The organism is Roseibium sp. ROS1 (assembly GCF_054658215.1).
On record NZ_BAAGIG010000008.1, the window covers coordinates 21,343 to 40,007 of the forward strand.

16 protein-coding genes are annotated in these 18,665 nt (G+C 60.7%); 6 read left to right on the top strand and 10 right to left on the bottom strand.

What is annotated here, in order from left to right:
• Nucleotides 1–30 precede the first annotated feature (30 nt).
• From ACYQ6M_RS29025 to ACYQ6M_RS29040, 4 genes are all read right to left on the bottom strand, one after another.
• A complete protein-coding gene (locus ACYQ6M_RS29025; RefSeq protein WP_152505441.1) occupies nt 31–753 on the bottom strand; it encodes an amino acid ABC transporter ATP-binding protein in 723 nt (240 codons plus the stop codon).
• Nucleotides 750–1,412, bottom strand: coding sequence for an amino acid ABC transporter permease (locus ACYQ6M_RS29030; protein WP_460077329.1), 663 nt, complete (start codon nt 1,410–1,412; stop codon nt 750–752). Before ACYQ6M_RS29030 ends, ACYQ6M_RS29025 begins: the two co-directional genes overlap by 4 nt.
• Nucleotides 1,413–1,422: 10 nt before the next feature.
• Nucleotides 1,423–2,085, bottom strand: coding sequence for an amino acid ABC transporter permease (locus tag ACYQ6M_RS29035; protein WP_055661559.1), 663 nt, complete (start codon nt 2,083–2,085; stop codon nt 1,423–1,425).
• A 325-nt stretch (nt 2,086–2,410) separates the two neighbouring features.
• A complete protein-coding gene (locus tag ACYQ6M_RS29040) occupies nt 2,411–3,211 on the bottom strand; it encodes a transporter substrate-binding domain-containing protein (protein WP_055661558.1) in 801 nt (266 codons plus the stop codon).
• Between the two features lie 394 nt (nt 3,212–3,605).
• Between ACYQ6M_RS29040 and ACYQ6M_RS29045 the strand changes: the two genes are divergently transcribed.
• On the top strand, nt 3,606–4,265 hold the full coding sequence (locus ACYQ6M_RS29045; protein ID WP_023000135.1) for a GntR family transcriptional regulator: 660 nt from the start codon (nt 3,606–3,608) through the stop codon (nt 4,263–4,265).
• Between the two features lie 17 nt (nt 4,266–4,282).
• Here the strand turns inward: ACYQ6M_RS29045 and ACYQ6M_RS29050 are convergent, their stop codons facing one another.
• The 4 genes from ACYQ6M_RS29050 to ACYQ6M_RS29065 form a co-directional block, all read right to left on the bottom strand.
• A complete protein-coding gene (locus ACYQ6M_RS29050) occupies nt 4,283–4,609 on the bottom strand; it encodes a hypothetical protein (protein ID WP_055661556.1) in 327 nt (108 codons plus the stop codon).
• Nucleotides 4,610–4,641: 32 nt separating this feature from the next.
• Nucleotides 4,642–5,322: a L,D-transpeptidase gene (locus tag ACYQ6M_RS29055; protein ID WP_460077332.1), complete on the bottom strand. Its 681-nt coding sequence runs from the start codon at nt 5,320–5,322 to the stop codon at nt 4,642–4,644.
• Nucleotides 5,319–6,266 carry an ABC transporter substrate-binding protein gene (locus tag ACYQ6M_RS29060; protein ID WP_460077333.1) on the bottom strand — a complete coding sequence of 316 codons (948 nt, stop codon included), beginning with the start codon at nt 6,264–6,266 and terminating at the stop codon, nt 5,319–5,321. Before ACYQ6M_RS29060 ends, ACYQ6M_RS29055 begins: the two co-directional genes overlap by 4 nt.
• 161 nt (nt 6,267–6,427) lie before the next feature.
• Entirely contained in the window at nt 6,428–7,792 is a 1,365-nt protein-coding gene (locus ACYQ6M_RS29065) for an MBL fold metallo-hydrolase (protein WP_286202417.1), read from the bottom strand.
• A 390-nt stretch (nt 7,793–8,182) separates the two neighbouring features.
• On the opposite strand from ACYQ6M_RS29065, the gene ACYQ6M_RS29070 reads away from it, so the two are divergent.
• Nucleotides 8,183–9,325 carry a patatin-like phospholipase family protein gene (locus ACYQ6M_RS29070; protein WP_460077335.1) on the top strand — a complete coding sequence of 381 codons (1,143 nt, stop codon included), beginning with the start codon at nt 8,183–8,185 and terminating at the stop codon, nt 9,323–9,325.
• Nucleotides 9,326–9,343: 18 nt separating this feature from the next.
• Here the strand turns inward: ACYQ6M_RS29070 and ACYQ6M_RS29075 are convergent, their stop codons facing one another.
• A complete protein-coding gene (locus ACYQ6M_RS29075; protein ID WP_055661552.1) occupies nt 9,344–10,000 on the bottom strand; it encodes a TetR/AcrR family transcriptional regulator in 657 nt (218 codons plus the stop codon).
• Nucleotides 10,001–10,157: 157 nt separating this feature from the next.
• Here ACYQ6M_RS29075 and ACYQ6M_RS29080 point away from each other — a divergent pair, with 157 nt between their 5' ends.
• Genes ACYQ6M_RS29080 through ACYQ6M_RS29090 form a run of 3 tightly spaced genes read left to right on the top strand, consistent with a single transcriptional unit; the run spans nt 10,158 to nt 16,055 of the window.
• Nucleotides 10,158–11,402: an efflux RND transporter periplasmic adaptor subunit gene (locus ACYQ6M_RS29080; RefSeq protein ID WP_460077337.1), complete on the top strand. Its 1,245-nt coding sequence runs from the start codon at nt 10,158–10,160 to the stop codon at nt 11,400–11,402.
• On the top strand, nt 11,402–14,539 hold the full coding sequence (locus tag ACYQ6M_RS29085) for an efflux RND transporter permease subunit (protein ID WP_075283609.1): 3,138 nt from the start codon (nt 11,402–11,404) through the stop codon (nt 14,537–14,539). The genes ACYQ6M_RS29080 and ACYQ6M_RS29085 overlap by 1 nt, the downstream gene beginning before the upstream one ends.
• 10 nt (nt 14,540–14,549) lie before the next feature.
• Nucleotides 14,550–16,055, top strand: coding sequence for an efflux transporter outer membrane subunit (locus tag ACYQ6M_RS29090; RefSeq protein ID WP_460077339.1), 1,506 nt, complete (start codon nt 14,550–14,552; stop codon nt 16,053–16,055).
• 50 nt (nt 16,056–16,105) lie between these two features.
• Here the strand turns inward: ACYQ6M_RS29090 and ACYQ6M_RS29095 are convergent, their stop codons facing one another.
• Nucleotides 16,106–16,996: a LysR family transcriptional regulator gene (locus ACYQ6M_RS29095; protein WP_206911216.1), complete on the bottom strand. Its 891-nt coding sequence runs from the start codon at nt 16,994–16,996 to the stop codon at nt 16,106–16,108.
• A 99-nt stretch (nt 16,997–17,095) separates the two neighbouring features.
• Here ACYQ6M_RS29095 and ACYQ6M_RS29100 point away from each other — a divergent pair, with 99 nt between their 5' ends.
• On the top strand, nt 17,096–18,658 hold the full coding sequence (locus ACYQ6M_RS29100; protein ID WP_460077341.1) for a proton-conducting transporter transmembrane domain-containing protein: 1,563 nt from the start codon (nt 17,096–17,098) through the stop codon (nt 18,656–18,658).
• Nucleotides 18,659–18,665: the final 7 nt, after the last annotated feature.

The following is an 18,665-nucleotide window of genomic DNA, read 5'->3' on the forward strand; positions in this document are numbered from 1 at the left end:
GGCCTGACGGTAAGGTCTAGTTGCGCCGGGTCAGCGCACGTTAGCAAGAAATTTTCGGGTGTTCTCGGATTCAGGCTGACCGAAGATCTGGGCCGGCGGGCCGATCTCCTCCATTACGCCCTTGTGGAAGAAGGCGACCCGGTCGGAGACGTCCCGGGCAAAGCCCATTTCGTGGGTAACGCAGATCATCGTCATGCCTTCCTCGGCCAGCAGGCGCATCGTGTCCAGCACTTCGCCGACCAGCTCCGGATCGAGAGCGGATGTCGCCTCGTCGAAGAGCATGTAGGTCGGCTCCATGGCCAGTGCCCGCGCAATCGCGAGACGCTGCTGCTGCCCGCCCGACAGATTGTTCGGATACACTTTCAGCTTGTCCGCAAGGCCGACATGGCGAAGCTGCTTTTCCGCAATCGCCTCGGCTTCCGCTTTCGATTTGCCTTTCACGATCCTCGGCGCCAGCGCAACATTTTCCAACGCGGTCAGATGCGGAAAGCTGTTCCATTGCTGGAACACCATGCCGAGCTTCTGGCGCAGCTTGTTGATGTCCGTCGCCTTGGCGTGAACGTCGGTGCCGTCGACCACCACCGATCCCTTCTGGATCGGCTCCAGACCGTTGATGCAATAAAGCAGTGTCGACTTGCCCGACCCGGACGCGCCGATGACGGAAAGCACTTCGCCCTTTTCGACATCAAGGTCGATGCCCTTGAGCACCTGAAGAGTGCCGAAATATTTCTCAAGGCCGCGTATCTCGATCATTGGGCCCACCTTTTTTCCAGTTTTGCGGCATAGCGCGAGATCGGGAAGGACAGCGCGAAGTAGAACGCGCCGGCGAGGGAGAGGATCAGGAAGGGTTCCTGTGTCCGCGTGATCAGGATCTGGCTGGCCTTGAGCAGCTCGACATAGCCGAGCACGGACACCAGCGCGGAATCCTTCATGACGCCGAGCGCAACACCGACCCAGGCCGGAAAGACGGCCCGCCCGCCGATGGGCAACACCACGTAGCGCATGTCCTGCCAGTAGCTGAGCCCCAGCGAACGCGCCGCCCGGCGCATCGGCTTGCCGACAGCCTCGATGCCGCCGCGGGCAACGTTGGCTACCAGAGAAGCGGTGTAGGCGGTCAGGATCACCACGCCCGACGCAAACGGATCGAAATCCAGACCGACGATGGGCGCAAAATTGTAGAACAGCACAAGCTGGATAATCAGCGGCACGGAGCGGAACACATCCAGCACCGGCCCCAGCAGCAACGTCGCCGCCAGCCGGCCCTCGTAAAGCATCCAGCCGAACAGACCGCCGAGCACGGTCCCGATGGTAATCGAAACAGCCGAGATCCAGAGGGTCCGGAGTGCAGCTTCACCGAGGAACCAGAAATCGTGAATGTTGAAGCCTGAAAAGAAGCTGATGGATTCATTCATGTCAGCCCCCTCAGTACCGGAACAGGCGCATGGCAAGGAGCCGGGACGCCGCCAGGATGAATTTGACGATCACGTAGTAGATGACGGCCGTGACTGCGAAATATTCGAAGATGCGGAAGGTGCGGCTGGCGAAGAACTGGGTCTCGCCTGACAATTCGCGGAACCCGACCAGCATGCCGAGTGAAGACATCAACACCGCCCAGACCATCTGGTTGGTGACCGGGTGATAGACGATGCGAAAAACCTGCGGGATGACGATGCGGGTATAGGCCTGCCAGGAGGTCATTCCCAACGACCGTGCCGCCCGCAGCTGCGTCTCGGGCACAGCCTGAAAGCCGCCGCGAAAATTCTCCGCCAGATAGCCGGCACAGTTGAAGCTGAGCCCGGCAAGCACGATGAAAAACGGCGTCAGGTGAATGCCGAAGGCGCCGAGCCCGAAGCCGAAGAAGAACAGCTGGAACAGCGCAGGCGTATTGCGCGCCAGTTCCACCCACGTTGTCGCAAGCCAGTAGAGCGGCCCCTTCAGCTTCAGCCGGATCAGCGCCAGCGCAAGACCGACCACGATGCCGATCACCATCGACAGGGTCGCGACTTCAAGCGTCAGCAACCCGGCCTCCAGCAGATCGGGCAGGCTTTTCAGCACCGGCCGCCAATGGAAATTATAGTCGAACATTTGTTACGAATTGCTCCGGCTATCCCGCCTTATCGGGGCAAGGCATACGCATTCGTGAGATCCCGTCAGACAAGAGCACTGCCGAGGTTGGTATTCCGGGTGTCACCCCGGACAAGCGCGGCGCAGGTCCGAGGGCTACTCTTGGTGAAACTTGCTGAAGCCGCGGATCTCTTCGCCGAGGATCAGCACACGCTTCAAACTTTCCGGGGGTGAGTGAGCCCCGGGTCTCCCTTCGGTCGCCCGGGGTGGCACTGTATTTGTCGCTAATTGCAGGTAACCCCGCGCTCATCCGAGGAGGATAGGATCACCCGTCAAGGCTTCACCCTCAGTACATCACGCCCGGGATACGCAGTTCCGGAGCTTCGCCACCGACATATTTGCCCCACAGCTCGGCATAGCGGCCGGAGCGAACCTGATGGGTAACGAAGAGGTTGAGGAAGTTCAGCCAGGTCACGTCTTCGCGCTTGGCGACAACGGAAGTGTAATCCGTGGTCCAAGGCATGCGCGGGCCGGGCTCCAGCGTTTCATACTGGTCGGTGACCGGCTTGACGGCGGTGTTGGTGGTCAGGCCGATATCGGCCTTGCCTTGGGCAACAGCAAGAAACACTTCGTTTTCGGACTGATAGCCCTGGTAGAGATGCTCTTCGCCCCATTCGGCCGCGATCTTGAGCCACTCCTGCTCCGGCACGGTGCCGATGGCAGCAGCGACACGCTTGCCGCGAATATCTTCGAATGCGCTGATCCCGCTTTCCGTGTTGACGACGCCCTGCGCGTAATAGATCGCGTAAGGAATGGTGAAACCAACGGTACGGGCACGGGCGAGACTGTCGGAAGTTGCGCCGAACACCACATCCGCGCGGCCGGTCACGATCACCGGCAGGCGCTCGGCCCAGGTTACCGGATAGATGATCGGCTCGACTTCAAGCGCTGCGGCGAGGTCATTGCAATATTCCACGTCGAAACCGGCCGGCTCGTTGTTCTCGTCCCGATAGCCGATCGGCGGAAAGTCCAGCACGACGCCGCATTTCAACTGACCGCGATCGACAACATCGTCCAGCGTGTCGGCTTTGACCGGCAGCGCGGCGGCGAATGAAAGGGCTGCGGCAGCCACAAATTTCCTGATCATGAGTTCCCCTCTTCCTTCTGAAGCATTCTGGCCCCGGCGCTTGCACGCTCCGGGTTTTTTCTTGCCCGGCCGGCGGGTTTCCCGCTCGATCCGGACCAGGTCTTTGCCCGACAGCCTCCCGAGCTGTCGGGGTATTCCGGCTCAGCCGCCGGACGGCAGATGCGCCTCCCGTCGGTCTTCGCTCATTGTGCGCCGGGCCTTCCAGCCTTCGGTGCACCGCACCCGGATCTCGCAACTCCAGCTGTTCCAGCAACTGCTGCCTGCTGCGTTCCCCTGGGCCCGAGATTGATAAACCAGATTGGATCCAATATTCAATATAAAATATTCGAAATCATTTTCGCTTCACCAATCAAGGGCGATCCCGTAAAAGGTGGCTTCAGGGAGAATTGGTCCTATGAAACTGAAAACGATGGATATTTCCGCGACTGCTTCGGCATCGTCGATTGTGTTCGACGCGCTGCGGAAAGCCATTATCGAGGGCCAGCTTGAAGAAGGCGAACCTCTCCGCCAGGACGAAATCGCCCGCCTGTTCAACACCAGCCGCATTCCGGTGCGCGAAGCGATCTCCCGCCTGGAGGAACAGGGCCTCGTCAAGACGCAGCGCTACAAGGGGGCTGTCGTCGCCGGTCTGTCACCAAGGGAAACGGCGGAAATCTTTGACCTGCGTGCGCTGGTCGAACCGGAAATCATCCGCAATGCCGTTCCGCTGATGTCGAAGGAGCTGCTGGCAGACGCAAGGCAAAAATGCGCGGCGTTCTCCTCGGCTACCGATCCGATGGCCTATGGCGACCTCAACCGCGATTTTCACGAAACGCTCTACAGCGCCAGCGATCTGAAGTTTTTTCAGGAGATTGCCGACAACGCCATCGACCGGGTGGAACGGCAGATCCGGGCCCAGCTGGTCATGTCCAACGGCATGGAACGGGCGGGACGCGAACATTTCGCCATTCTGGAAGCCTGCGAAAAAGGCGACGCGGACCTCGCCTCCAACCTCACCCGGGAACACATCCACGGGGCCAAGGCTTCACTCTTGAAGCATCTGCCGGAGGCTTGAAGCCGCCCGGCTCTTCCTTAAACGCGATTGATCGACTGAACGGTGCCGGCTTCGTCAATGACGCAAACCGCTTGCCCGCCATCGAAGGTCAGGTTGACCTGATAGGCGTTTTCGCCCGAAGGCATGGAGCTGACGGGCAGAACATTGCCGCCGGTAACCTGCAGCTCTTCGGCGGCCTTCGAGGCACAAAGCAGTTGCAGGTCGGTTGGTGCGGTTTCGCCTGACGAACGCACGGCACCGGCGGTCGGTGTCTGGTTGGAGCTGGTGTTGCAGCCCGCGACGACGGAAAGACAAAGCCCGGCAGCCAGTCCCGCAGCAACCCTGTTCGATACCCTGATGTTCATTTCAAGTTTCTCCCACCCTTCACCGACAGCTCTCAGACGCCCTTGTAAAGGGCAGCCCCCTGCATCAGCACAATCACCTTCGCGCCAACTTCCACGCGGCTGTAAAGATCCGCGACATCCTCGTTGTTCAGGCGAATACAGCCCGATGAGATATTGAGACCGATCGTCCAGGGCTGGTTGGTGCCATGGATGCGGTAGATGGAATCCTTGTTGCCGATATAAAGATACATCGCACGGGCGCCGAGCGGATTGTCGGGCCCGCCTGGCATGCCGCCCGCCCACTGGGCGGATTCAGGATCACGGGCAATCATTTCCGGTGGGGGTGTCCAGGTCGGCCATTCCTGCATGCGGCCGATCTTGACGATGCCGGCCCAGCCGAAGCCGTCGCGGCCCACGCCAATACCGTATCGGATCGCCTGAAAGTTGGGCTGAACCAGGTAAAGGAAGTGCCTGTCTCCATCGATGATGATGGTACCGGGCTTTTCAGCCGTGCGGAACGGAACCACCTGCCGCCGGAATTCTTCAGGCGACTGGCCATGCCGGTTATAGAATTTCGCCGCCGCGCGCGGGGTGTAGTCCACCCATTTGCGTATCGTCGGATCGTAGATCTGCGTCTGGAAGGATTGTGCCAGCGCCACGCCGGCAAAGGCCAGCACCGCAATGGCCGGCACCCAGTTCAAGACAGTGCGAAATGCGCTCGGCAGCCTGATCATTTGGTCCACTCCCCGATCCTGTCCGCATTCGCGGCAATCCAGTCCCTTGCAACATCTTCTGCCGGTTTGCCCTCGACAACGACGGCATAGCTCATCCCGGTCACATCAGCCGGTGTCAGTTCCATGGCTGACAGGAACGAAGCCACTTCGGGCATGCCGCTTTCAAGGGAAGTCGCAAACGCAATCTTGAAACTGGAAGCGTCCCAGGCAGTGTCAGCGTGTGACTTTTCCAGCCAGTCGTTGTCCTGGGCGCGGGTGACGATTGTCCAGCGCGCCGGGTCGTACGCTGGCTCTTCCAGCTTCACGATGTCATGAAGCTCAAAAACATGGTGCGGCCCGTAGCAATAGAAGACCACGGGCTTGCCGAAGGACACGGCCGCATCAACGGCGGCCATGGCGACATCTTCCGGCATTTCCAGCAGCGTCATTGTCTGGTCGTAGCCGTAGGAATGCGCCCTGATCTTTTCGATCTCCGTTGACGACCAGCTCGGGGCGCCAATCCAGATCTCGCCCTTGCCATCGCCGTCACTGTCGAATTGCGCGGCCATCTCGGGCTTCACGAGGTCGGCGACCGCCTTGATGCCGGTTTGTTCAACCGTTGCGCGTGTCGCGCAGATATTCTGCGTCGCGGCGACGCTCTTGGGGCTGAGCGACAGAACATGCTTTTCCTCGCTCAACCGCCCTGCCATTGCAGACAGGTTGGGGAACCAGACTTCCGGATGTACCTGGACCTCGCCCCGGCCTATATCGGAGAGAATCGTCAGGGTGCCTCGATCACGCAGTTCCGTCTCTACACCGAGGCGGTCTTTGAGAATATCATCGATGATGTAGGCGGTGACCTGAGCCGAGGGCCAGGCGGGCACGCCGATCACAACGGCATCGGCCTTGGCAGACGTGACGGCGGCGACCGCCATGATCGAGGACATGAGAACAGAACGCCACACAGCCAGTACTCCCTACACACCTTGCCCCCTACCTTAAACACTGCGACAATTCTGACGCAACGGCAAATAGCAGAAACAATTATTTCCAGTGCCTTGCAGGTTTCGATACCGGCATTCATTTCTGCTGTACGGAAGCTGGGAGAAGGAGCGCTTGGCGATCGTTATTCCAGTTCAACGTCTTCCCGGTAGTCCGGCAGCCAGCACGGCCAATCCAGCTCGCTCTCGATCCTGTAGCGCAGGGCGTCGGCGGCATCCGGTTCGCCATGCGTGATGTAGGTCATCTTTGGCGGCCGCTCGAAGTTTCCCAGCCACCGCATGATTTCGTCCGCATCCGCATGCGCTGACAGCATGTGCAGGTTGCCGACCTCAGCCCGGATCGGCACGTCGGAGCCATGGATCCGGACACTTGCCACACCGGACGTGATCGCCGCGCCTCTCGTCCCCCCCGCCTGAAAGCCCGCGAACAGGATCATGTTGCGATGGTCGGGCGCATAGTGTTTCAGGTGATGCAGCACCCGGCCGCCGGTCGCCATGCCGCTAGCCGAAACGATGACCTTGGGCATGCGATTGCGATCGAGATCCTTGGATTCTTCCACATCGGCCACATAATGCGCCGCCCCGTTGGACCAGTCGCATTCTTCCGCCGTCAACCGGTGGTCGTCCGGGTGTTTGCCATAGATGTTGGAGGCGCTGACGGCCATGGGACTGTCGAGAAAGATCGGCAGGTCGGGAATTCGGCCTTCTTCCTTCAGGCTCTGTATATGGAACAGCAGTGATTGCGCCCGGCCGACCGCAAAGGAGGGGATGACAACGGTGCCACCGCGCCGTGCGGTCTTGGTAATGGCTTCGGCCAGGATGTCCTCGGCATCAAGGTTTTCGTGCCGGCGGTTGCCATAGGTGGATTCGACCAGCAGGTAATCCGCCTCGCGGATCGGCGACGGATCGAACATCGTCGCATCACCGTAGCGCCCGAGGTCTCCGGAAAAGACGATCCTTGTGCCACCCCAGGTCAGCTCCACAATCGCCGCCCCCAGGATATGCCCGGCCTTGCGGAAGGTAACGCTGAAAGCGCCCAGCATTTCATGCACGTCATCGAAGTCCACTGGCCGGAACCGGTCCAGCGACACTTCCGCATCCTTTTTCGTGTAGAGCGGCAGGGCCGGACGGTGCTTCGAGAACCCGTGACGGTTGGCGAATTCCGCGTCCTTTTCCTGCAAGAACCCACTGTCCGGCAGGAGGATCGCGCACAGATCCCGCGTCGCCCTTGTGCAGACAACCGGCCCCTTGAAGCCGTTGCGAACCAGGAGGGGCAGATAGCCGGAGTGATCCAGATGGGCGTGTGTCAGGATGACCGCGTCGATTGTTTTCGGATCGACAGGCAAAGGCGCCCAGTTCTTGAGCCGCAATTGCTTGTAACCCTGGAACAGGCCGCAATCGACCAGCACACGCGTGCCGTCTTTCTCCAGCAGATATTTCGAACCTGTAACAGTGCCGACGCCTCCGAGAAAAGTCAGTTTCACGCTCATTGCGCTGCATCCTCCCGATCGTCTGCACAAAGTTTCAGCCAAAACGACATCACCTGCCCGCACATTCCGGGAAGGTATCTGAATTCAGACATGGAATCAGGAACTTGCGCAAGTCTCCCTTTTGTCGCGCAGACTTCGAAACATTGCATCGCAGCAGTATTTTCCCCGCGGAAGGCTGCCGTTTCTCACCGTAAAAGCCTGTCGAAACGCGTGCACGCATTGAAAGATGTTGCATTGCAGCATATCTTAGTCTTCCGATGCACCGGCAGGCCGTAAAATGGTTTACCGCCGAAATCCGCTCACCAGCGGCCGGGCACGAAACTCAAGCAAAAAATATCACGAGGAAACGTTTCGGGGCTGGACACTACTTCGTGGAAAGGAACCCGGACCTTGAAACATACTGTTTCACATAGCGCCAAAGGAGCGCGCAGGACACGTGTGAACCTGGCGCTCCAGGGTGGCGGTGCCCATGGCGCCTTCACCTGGGGCGTATTGGACCGTCTCCTGGAGGAAGAGACACTCGAGATCAACGCCCTTTCGGGCACATCCGCCGGCGCGATGAATGCGGCGGCTCTGCTGACCGGCCTTATGAAAGGCGGGCGCGAAGAAGCGCGCACGTCACTGGAGGCCTTCTGGAAAACGGTTTCCAAACGAAGCCGGTTTACCCCCTTCAACATGACGACATCGAGAGCTGTGCTCGGGGGATTGGGAATAGATTTCGAAAGCCTGCCGTTTCTTTTCGGCGCGGGAATGAACTTCTTGTCGCCCTACGATCTCAACCCGGCAGGCTTCAACCCTTTACGGGAAATCATAGACGAAACGATCGACATCGACGCCATTGCCCGCTCGGCCATACCGCTGCATGTGACTGCGACCCATGTCGGTTCGGGTGAAGCGCGCATCTTTTCCAACAGCGCCGTCAGCACCGATGTGCTTCTGGCATCCGCCTGTCTCCCGTCCCTCTTTCACGCGGTCGAAATCGACGGCGAGCATTACTGGGACGGCGGCTATACCGGCAACCCCAGCCTGATGCCTCTGGTTCTGGAGCCAGGTGATGCGGATCTGTTGCTTGTCCAGACGAGCCCCACCGAACGAGCTGCCCTGCCGCAGGATGCGCAGCAGATCGCCGCGCGCGAAAAGGAGATTTCCTTCAATGCGCCTTTGATCAAGGAACTGCGGTTGCTGGCGGAATTGCAACATCAAGCTGGCGCTGGCACACAGTCGCCCCGGCAAGGTTTCCTGCCGAGCCTGACAGGCCTCAACGCCAATCGTGCCGCCAGCCCGGTTTCCAATCCGGTCGCCAACCTGCGGATCCACCGGATTGCAGGTGCGGGCATGAATGGCCGCAGCGGTCAATCCAAACTCAACTCCACCTGGCCGTTCCTGGAGGAACTGCGCGAGGAAGGCCGCACTGCTGCCGATGAGTTTCTTGAAAAGAACCGTGCAGAACTTGGTCAGCGGTCGACCCTGGATCTCGGCCACTGGCTGCAAAGAGCCGATCCCGCCCCTCTTCGCAAGGCCAAGGCATCCTGATGCATCCCTCCTGAACGGTCAGCGTGGCAGCAGGCCGTTCAGGATGAGCTGGATCGTGTGATTGAGGTAGGTGCGAATATCCGACAGGCCCGTGATCATGTCGGGTGTCTTCGGGCGGAACAGCCGAGCCGCAATGAGGACATCCAGAAGATACTTTGCCGTGTCGCGCGAAGACTGGACCACGATCCGGCCTTTTTCGACCTCGTCCTCCACCCAGGCAGTCACCACATCATGCAGTTCGCTGCCGCAGTGTTTCCTCAAAAGCATGCCCAGCTCTTCGTTCGCGACGGCCTCCACATAGAACAGACGCATTTCGGCAGCCTGCTGATTGTGTTTTTCATCGCTCTGATCAACCTTGAAGACCGCCCTCAGGGCTTCTTCAAGGGTTTCGGCCTTTCGGCCTGCCGGCACATCAAGAAGATTGGCACGGTGGCGTATCGCGAGTTCCGCGAAGAGCTCGATTTTCGACGGAAACAACTCGTAAAGCGTCCGCTTGGAAATCCCGGCATTCTTGGCGACCAGTGCCATGGTCGTGCCGTTGTAGGAATGCTTCTGGAACGTGCCGAAGGCGACCTCGACAACGCGCGCCTTCAGCGTCGCCTCGTCATGGACCTTCTGCCGTCCGCGTTGCCGCTGCTCGTTACAGTCATCAAGTCCGCCTGGACAGGAACCCATTTGCACAATTTTTGTTCTTGAAGAGCTCATTTTGTCTCCTCCCCGTTACGAACTGATACCGAAATTCGATTGACGAGGGAACCTTGAAGCGAATAATGGTACCCGAGAGTTTTCTAATACTCCACAGCATTCGCTTCCAAAGAGGTTCCTCCCGGAAATGACGTGTACCCCTCTCGGTTCGAGCACTGCGTACCTGTGCTCTACGAAGAAGCCGTTCCGTGCTTTTCTCATCGCTTTCCTGATTTCCATCAGCCTGGGGTCCGGCATTGCTCAGGCCCAGCAGATGCGAGGCGCCGCGCCCAAACCGGAAGTCGGCGTTGTCGAACTTGAGCCCGAGTCGGTCGCGATCACGGCCAAGCTTTCGGGCAGGATCGCAGCGTCCCTGGATGCGGAAGTCCGGCCCGAGGTCGGCGGCATCATCAAGGAACGCCTGTTCAAGGAAGGCACGGAGGTCACCGCCGGAGACGTGCTCTACCGGATCGAGGACGATCTCTACAAGGCAGCACACGACAGCGCCCAGGCAGCTCTCCAGAAAGCCGAAGCCGCCCTGCCGAGCGCCCAGACCAAGGTTGAGCGCTACGAGGAACTGATCACGCAGAACGCCGTGGCCAAGCAGGAGCTGGACGACGCCAAGGCGGCGCTCGCCCAGGCAAAGGCGGACATCGCCTCCGCAAAGGCCAGCGTGCAGACTGCAAGGATCAATCTCGACAACACCGTCATCAAGGCACCGATTTCGGGCCGCATCGAAGCCTCGACGCTGAACGTCGGCGCATTGGTGACCGCCAGCCAGTCGGCCCCGCTGACCATCATCCGTCAGCTTGACCCGATCAATGTCGACGTCACCCAGTCGAGCACCAACCTGCTGAAGCTGCGAAAGGCCGTACGCGAAGGCCGGATCAAGTTGTCCGGCGATAACGTGCAGGTGCGCCTGCTGCTGGAAACAGGGGAAGAATACTCCGAAACCGGCAAGCTGGAATTTTCGGAAGCCCACGTTGACCCGACAACCGGCACCTACACGCTGCGCGCCGAATTCCCGAACCCCGATCGTTTGCTCCTGCCGGGCATGTACGTCCAGGCCATCGTCGAGGAAGGCATTGCGCAGAACTCGTTCCTCGTGCCGCAGCGCGCCGTATCGCGCAACGCCAGAGGCGAACCGACGGCATTGTTCCTCGACCAGGACGGCAAGGTGGAAGAGCGCGTCCTGAGGGTCGAAGGCGACATCGGCAACAACTGGCTGGTCAACGAAGGCATCTCGGAGGGAGACCGGGTCATCGTTGAAGGCTCGCTGTTCGTGCGGGCCGGTCAGGAGGCAACAGGCACTCTGGTGACCATTGACGAAGCGACGGGGGAGGTGGAAAGCCGCGGTGAGGCGGTGTCGAACACAAGTGAGACCTCCGACTGATGTCAGCTTTCTTCATCGACAGGCCGATCTTTGCCTGGGTCATTGCCATTGTCACGATGCTGGCAGGCGCACTGGCCATCACGACCCTTTCCGTTTCGCAATATCCGCAAATTGCACCGACCACCGTCAACATCAGCGCCAATTATCCGGGCGCCGATGCGGCGACGGTCGAAAACTCGATTACCAAGGTGATCGAACAGGGCATGTCGGGGATCGATTACCTGGACTACATGACCGCGACGTCTTCGAACTCCGGTTCAGCCCAGATTTCGCTGACGTTCTCCTCCAAGGCGGATCCGGACGTTGCCCAGATGCAGGTGCAGAACAAGCTGCAGCTCGTCTCCAGCCAGCTGCCGCAGATCGTCCAGAACACGGGCATCACCGTCACCAAGTCGACTTCCGGCTTTCTGATGGTGCTCGGCTTCGTTTCGACGGACGGACGCCTGACTTCCACCGACATTGCCGACTATGTCGACAACACGCTCAACGACACGCTGAAACGCGTCGAGGGCGTCGGTGAAACCCGGCTGTTCGGCTCCGGCTATGCCATGCGCATCTGGCTCGACCCGACGAAACTGCTGAAATACAACCTGATGCCGAGCGATGTCAGTTCCGCAATCCAGGCCCAGAACACCCAGGTTTCCGCCGGCCAGCTTGGCGGTCTGCCGCAGGCCGAGGGTCAGCAGCTCAACGCGACCATCACCGCCTCCAGCCGCCTGCAGACTGCACAGCAGTTCCGCGACATCATTCTGAAGAGCTCCGAAGACGGCTCTGTCGTTCGCCTCAACGATGTCGCCCGGGTAGAAGTTGCCAACGAAAGCTACAGCACCTCTGCCTTCTATAACGGCATGCCGGCGTCCGGCCTTGCGGTCTCGCTTGCGACCGGTGCAAACGCCATCGACACCGCCCAACGGGTACGCGACACCATCGACCGGCTCTCCTCGACGCTGCCTGCCGGGGTCGATGTGGTCTATCCCTATGACACCACCCCCTTCGTGAAGCTCTCCATCGAGAAGGTGGTCCACACACTGCTGGAAGCAGTCGTGCTGGTGTTCCTGGTGATGTATCTCTTCCTGCAGAACCTGCGCGCGACCATCATTCCGACACTTGCCGTGCCCGTGGTTCTGCTCGGCACCTTCGGGGTGCTTGCGCTGTTCGGCTATTCGATCAACACGCTAACGATGTTCGCCATGGTGCTCGCCATCGGGCTATTGGTGGATGACGCCATCGTCGTGGTGGAAAACGTCGAACGCGTGATGGCGGAGGAAGGTTTGCCGCCACGCGAGGCGACCCGCAAATCCATGAACGAGATCACCGGCGCCTTGATCGGCATCGCGGTGGTGCTATCCGCCGTCTTCGTGCCGATGGCGTTTTTCGGCGGCTCCGTCGGGATCATTTACCGCCAGTTCTCGATCACCATCGTTTCGGCCATGGTGCTGTCGGTATTCGTTGCGCTCATCCTGACGCCTGCGCTGTGCGCCACCATGCTGAAGCAGGGTGACCACGGCCACAAGCGTGGTCCCTTCGCCTGGTTCAACAAGGGTTTCGACGCAAGCGCAAACGGCTACCGGGCGGCAAATGGCGGCATCCTGAAGCGCGGCAAGCGCTTCCTTGTGCTGTTCATCGCAATCGGCGTTGCCATGGGCTGGATGTTCAATCGCCTGCCAAGCTCTTTCCTGCCGCAGGAAGACCAGGGCATTCTGATTGCCATGGTCAACCTGCCCGTTGGCGCGACCCAGGGCCGGACACTGACCGTGCTCGACAAGGTACGCACCCACTTCATGGAGAACGAGCCGGATGCGGTCGACAGTGTCTTCACCGTCGCCGGCTTCGGTTTCGGCGGTCAGGGACAGAATGTCGGCCTCGCCTTCATCCGCATGAAGGACTTCACCGAGCGCGAAGACCCGCGGCTTGCCGCCCAGGCAGTTGCCGGCCGTGCCATGGGAGCCTTCTCGCAGTTCAAGGACGCCCGTGTGTTCGCCCTTGCCCCGCCTGCCATTCAGGGCATGGGCAACACCAACGGCTTTTCGTTCTATCTGCAGGACATCAATGGCGCCGGTCATGACCGGCTTATGGAAGTCCGCAACCAGTTGCTGGGCATGGCGGCACAATCCGGCAAACTGGCGGCGACACGGCCCAACGGCCAGGAAGACCAGCCACAGTTCAAGGTCGACATCGACACGCAGAAAGCGCGGCTGCTCGACCTCGGCATTCCGGACATCAACGACACCCTGTCGATTGCCTGGGGGTCCGACTACGTCAACGACTTCATGGACCGTGGCCGCATCAAGCCGGTCTATGTGCAGGCCGATGCCCCGTTCCGCATGCAGCCGTCCGATCTGGACTTGTGGCACGTGCGCAATTCCAATGGCGACATGGTGCCCTTCAGCGCTTTCGCCTCATCGCGCTGGACCTATGGTTCCCCGCGGCTCGAGCGCTTCAACGGCGCGTCGGCTGTGGAACTGCAGGGCCAGGCGGCTCCCGGCATCAGCTCGGGTGACGCGATGGCGGAAATCGATGCGCTCGTGGCCCAGCTTCCGGCAGGCTTCGTTCATGAATGGACCGGCCTTTCCTATCAGGAACGGCTTTCGGGCGATCAGGCCGCATCGCTTTATGCGATCTCGATCCTGATCGTGTTCCTGTGCCTTGCCGCCCTTTATGAAAGCTGGTCGATACCCTTCGCGGTGATGCTGTCGGTCCCAATCGGCGTCTTCGGCGCCCTGGCGGCGGCCCTGATTTTCGGGCAAACCAACGACGTCTACTTCAAGGTCGGCCTGCTGACGACCATCGGCCTGGCGGCGAAGAATGCCATCCTGATCGTGGAGTTCGCCATCGAACAACAACGCCAGGGCAAGGACCTGCTGCAGGCGACACTGGACGCCGCTCGCCAGCGGCTCCGGCCGATCCTGATGACGTCCTTCGCCTTCATCCTGGGTGTGACGCCACTGGCGATTGCCACCGGGGCAGGTTCGGGTGCGCAGAACTCCATCGGCATCGGCGTCATGGGCGGCATGATCGCCTCCACCGTGCTCGGCATCTTCTTCGTGCCGCTTCTGTTCGTCACCGTGCGGCGCATCTTCAGCCGCAAGCAGACGAACGAAGCAGCCCCCGACACTTCAGGCAGCAAAGCCCATTGAGAGAGTTTCGATGACCCTTTTCAAACCTGAGACCGGCTCTGCCTGCGCCGTCCCCTCTCAACGCCGCAAGACCTGGTTGCGGCTGGGTGCGGGCCTGATGGCGGCGACCCTGCTGGGTGCCTGTTCCGTCGGCCCCGACTACCTGCGTCCGGATGTCTCCGTGCCCGGCAAGTGGCGCAACACGACAGGCGAAACGCCTGCCTCCGTGCCGCAACTTGCCAACTGGTGGACGCAGCTGGGCGATGCCCAGCTCAACAGCCTGATCTCGCTCGCGGTTCAGAACAACCTGGATGTCCGCACCGCCAAGGCCAAGGTGCGTGAAGCCCGGGCCAGTTACAAACAGGCCTCCTCATCGCTCTTTCCGAGCCTTGACGGTGCGGCCGGCGTGACCCGCTCCAAATCGAGTGGTTCCGACAGCGTCGGCACGCTCTGGAACGGTGGTTTCGATGCCGCCTGGGAGATCGACATCTTCGGCGCCAACCGCCGAGCAAAGGAAGCAGCCAAATACGGTCTTGATGCTGCCGAGGAAGAGCTGCGGGCAAGCTTGCTGACCCTGATTGGCGATCTTGCCACCAACTATGTCGAAGCGCGCGGCTTTCAGCAGCGGCTGAAACTGGCGCAGGACACCGCGAAATCGCAGCAGTCCTCGGCCGATCTCATCCGCAAGCGGTTCCAGGCCGGCTCTTCCTCCGGTCTCGACGTTGCCAACGCGGAAGGTCAGGCGGCGTCGACAGAGGCCAATATTCCGGCCCTGAAGACAGCTCTCGCCGCTTCCATGCACCGGCTGAGCGTTTTGACCGGTCAACAGCCGACTGCCCTTACCGACCGGTTGCTGGCAAGCAGCCGAATTCCGACACCGAAACTGCCGATCCCTGTCGGCATTCCGGCAAGCATCCTGCTGACCCGCCCGGACGTTCGCCTGGCTGAACGCCAGCTTGCCGAGGCAACCGCGAAAATCGGTCAGGCAACGGCAGCGCGTTATCCCTCCGTCAGCCTGACAGGTTCCATCGGCACCGCCGCAGCCGACATTGGCGATCTCGGCAAGAATTCCTCGATCAGCTGGGCCTTCGGCCCGTCGCTGTCCGTGCCGATCTTCAATGCAGGCAAACTGGCGGCAGGCGTCGAGATTGCCGAAGCCCAGCGCGATCAGTATTTCCTCGCCTACCAGGCGTCGGTGCTGACGGCACTGGAAGATGTCGAGAACGCTCTTGTCGGCTTCACCCAGGAACGCAAGCGTGTCGCCAGTCAGCGGCGTTCGGCGGAAAGCTACAAGTCGGCCGCCGAGCTTTCCAGATCGCTCTACCAGACCGGCGCCGCCAGCTTCCTCGATGCCCTCGATGCTGAACGCTCGACCTACTCCGCCGAAGACACGCTCATCCAGAGCCGTGTCCGCCTGACCACCTATTACATCGCCCTGCAAAAGGCGCTTGGCGGGGGCTGGACCGGCAAGGTTGAAACCGACAAGCCGGAAGTGGTCGACAAGAACACCGGCCCGCATTTGTCGGTTGCGTACTGACGCGACCTCGGCACCACGTTTCGGACTGGGCAAAGGCTTGAAACCCTTGCTCAGTCCGTCTTGTTTTTGAAAGCCTGAAGCAAGTCGGCGACCAGCGGGTTCGGGAAGCGCCGGTGCAGCGTGACGGCGAAGAACTCCTCCTTGAGCCCTTCCAGCCTGCCCAGCTCGATCAGCCGTCCCGAAGCAAGCTCGTCTCTCACGACGATCGGCGGAATGACGGCAAGCCCTGCGTGCGCACGCGCAAGCAGACGGATCATCGCCATGTCGTCGGCTTCCGCGGCGACTTTGGTGACGACACCCAGTTGCTCGACCATCGCGTCGAAAGATGCCCTCAAGGCCGATTCCGGCGTTGGCAGGATCAGCGGCTGCGAAGACAGAAGCTCCGGCAAGGGCAGCCCCGCCAGATCGGCTGCGGTTGCGGGTCCGATCAGGCTGACCGGCTGTTCGGAAAGTCCATGTACGAGATAGGGACTGGAGGCATCCCGGGCTGGCACAAGGTTCGTCAGGACCACATCGATCGCCAATGCTTCCAGGGCCCTCAGAAGGTCTGCCTGCGCTCCGGAGCGCAGCACCACTTCGACGTCCGATCGTCCGATCAGGGGTTCCAGGAAGCCGATCTGGAAATTTCGCGAAAGCGTTGCGAGTGCTCCCACCCGCAAAGCCTTGCGCTCGGTGCCCGTGTTGCGCAGGGTCGCCGTCAGGTCCTCCGCCGTCCGAAAGATTGCTTCCGCGTGATCAAGAGCGATCCGTCCGGCCTCCGTCAGCACCAGCCCACGTCCGCGTCGTTCAAACAGATCGTGTCCAAGGGAGGCTTCCAGCGTCTTGATCTGCGAGGATAGCGCCGACTGCGACAGGTTTAGCACCCTGGCAGCCCCCGTCAGTGTTCCATCCCGCGCAACTGCCCGGAAAAGCCGCAGATGATGAAGGTTCAGCACGAGGATACTTCCAAATAATAGAACGATTTCGATTATAATATGTAATTTTTTGCAAGAAAACGAGACGGTATATCCACGGCGTCTTTCAGCGTTCGTGAGGTTCCCATGCCGTACCTGTTCCCCCTGCCCCTTCTTGCGCCGGTGCTGTTGCTGGCTTCAGCGGCCGTTTCAACAATGTGTCCGGGCCGCCGCCCAGGGCTCTATCCCAAGGCTTCGGAAGCAAGTGCATTTATCGCCCTTGTGCTTGCCCTTGCCGGTCTGGTGCAGCTTCTGGTCTTGGGAGGAACGGAAGCAACCTTGTTCGAAGGTCCGTTTACGCTTGTGGTGCGGCTCGACCCCATCAGCGTGACGATGACCCTGTTGGTCGCCTTCATCGGCTGGGTGGTGATGCGTTACTCCCGGACCTACCTCGACGGTGAAGCGAGAGAAGGGGCCTTCCACGGCTTGATGCTCACGGCACTTGCGGCCGTACTGGTGGTCGTCCAGTCGGGCAGCCTGTTCCTGCTTGTCCTCGGCTTTGCCGGGATCGGCCTCTGCCTGCGCAGGCTTTTGCTGTTTTACCCGCAGCGCGCCGCCGCCCAACGAGCCGCTACCAAATTCGCGCTTGTCTGGCATGCAGGTGACATCTCGCTGCTGCTGGCCGCCGGGCTGTTCATGGCAAGCGCCGGTACCGCACAGCTTGGACAGCTTTCTGAAACGGTCGGGCCTGATCTCTCCTTCGTCGAACATCTGGCTGTGGTGTTCCTGGTGCTGGCAGCCGTGCTGAAAACGGCCGCCTTCCCCCTGCACGGCTGGCTGACGGAAGTCATGGAGGCGCCGACCCCGGTTTCCGCCCTGCTTCATGCAGGCATCATCAACGCCGGCGGGTTTCTTCTGATCAGGACGGCAGACCTGGTTCAGGCCAGTCCTGGCGCCATGGGCACGCTCGTGGCTCTCGGTGGCCTGACCGCTCTCTTCGGGGCAGTGGTCATGCTGACCCAAAGCGCGGTGAAGACAGCCCTTGCCTGGTCAACGATTTCCCAGATGGGTTTCATGCTGTTGCAGTGTGGCCTCGGTCTTTGGCCACTCGCGCTGCTCCATGTGGTCGCGCACTCCCTCTACAAGGCCCATGCCTTCCTGTCCTCGGGTGGAGCCGTACTGGCCGTGGCCAAGCTGCGGCGACCCGGCCCGATCGCAATCCCCAGCGTTGCCAACGTGCTCCGGTCCTTCGCGATCGCCTTGTTTCTCTACGCGATAGTCTCCTTCGCCTTCTCGATGATCGCAGGCCCGAAAACCCCTCAGGCGCTTGCCATCGGAGCAATGCTCATCTTCGGTGTGGCCTATCTGGTGGCGCAAGGCCTTGCAGATGCGGCCCCCGCTGAACTGACGTATCGCACCTCGCTGGCCGCAGTCATCGTTGCCTTTGCCTATTTCGGCTTCCAGCAGCTTGCCAACCTTCTGTGGGGCGCAGCTCTGCCGCAGGCACCTGTCGCCGGCCCCCTCGAATGGGCGCTGATCGTCCTGGCGGTGCTTTCCTTCGGCATCGTTGCCGTTGCGCAGACGCTTTTCCCGCTCTGGTCACACCACCCGTCGACCGCCGGCTTGCGCGTTCACATCGCCAACGGCCTTTACCTCAACGCCCTCCTCGACCGTTTCATCGGCGGATACCGGGTTGCGAACTCCAAGTAAGACGAGG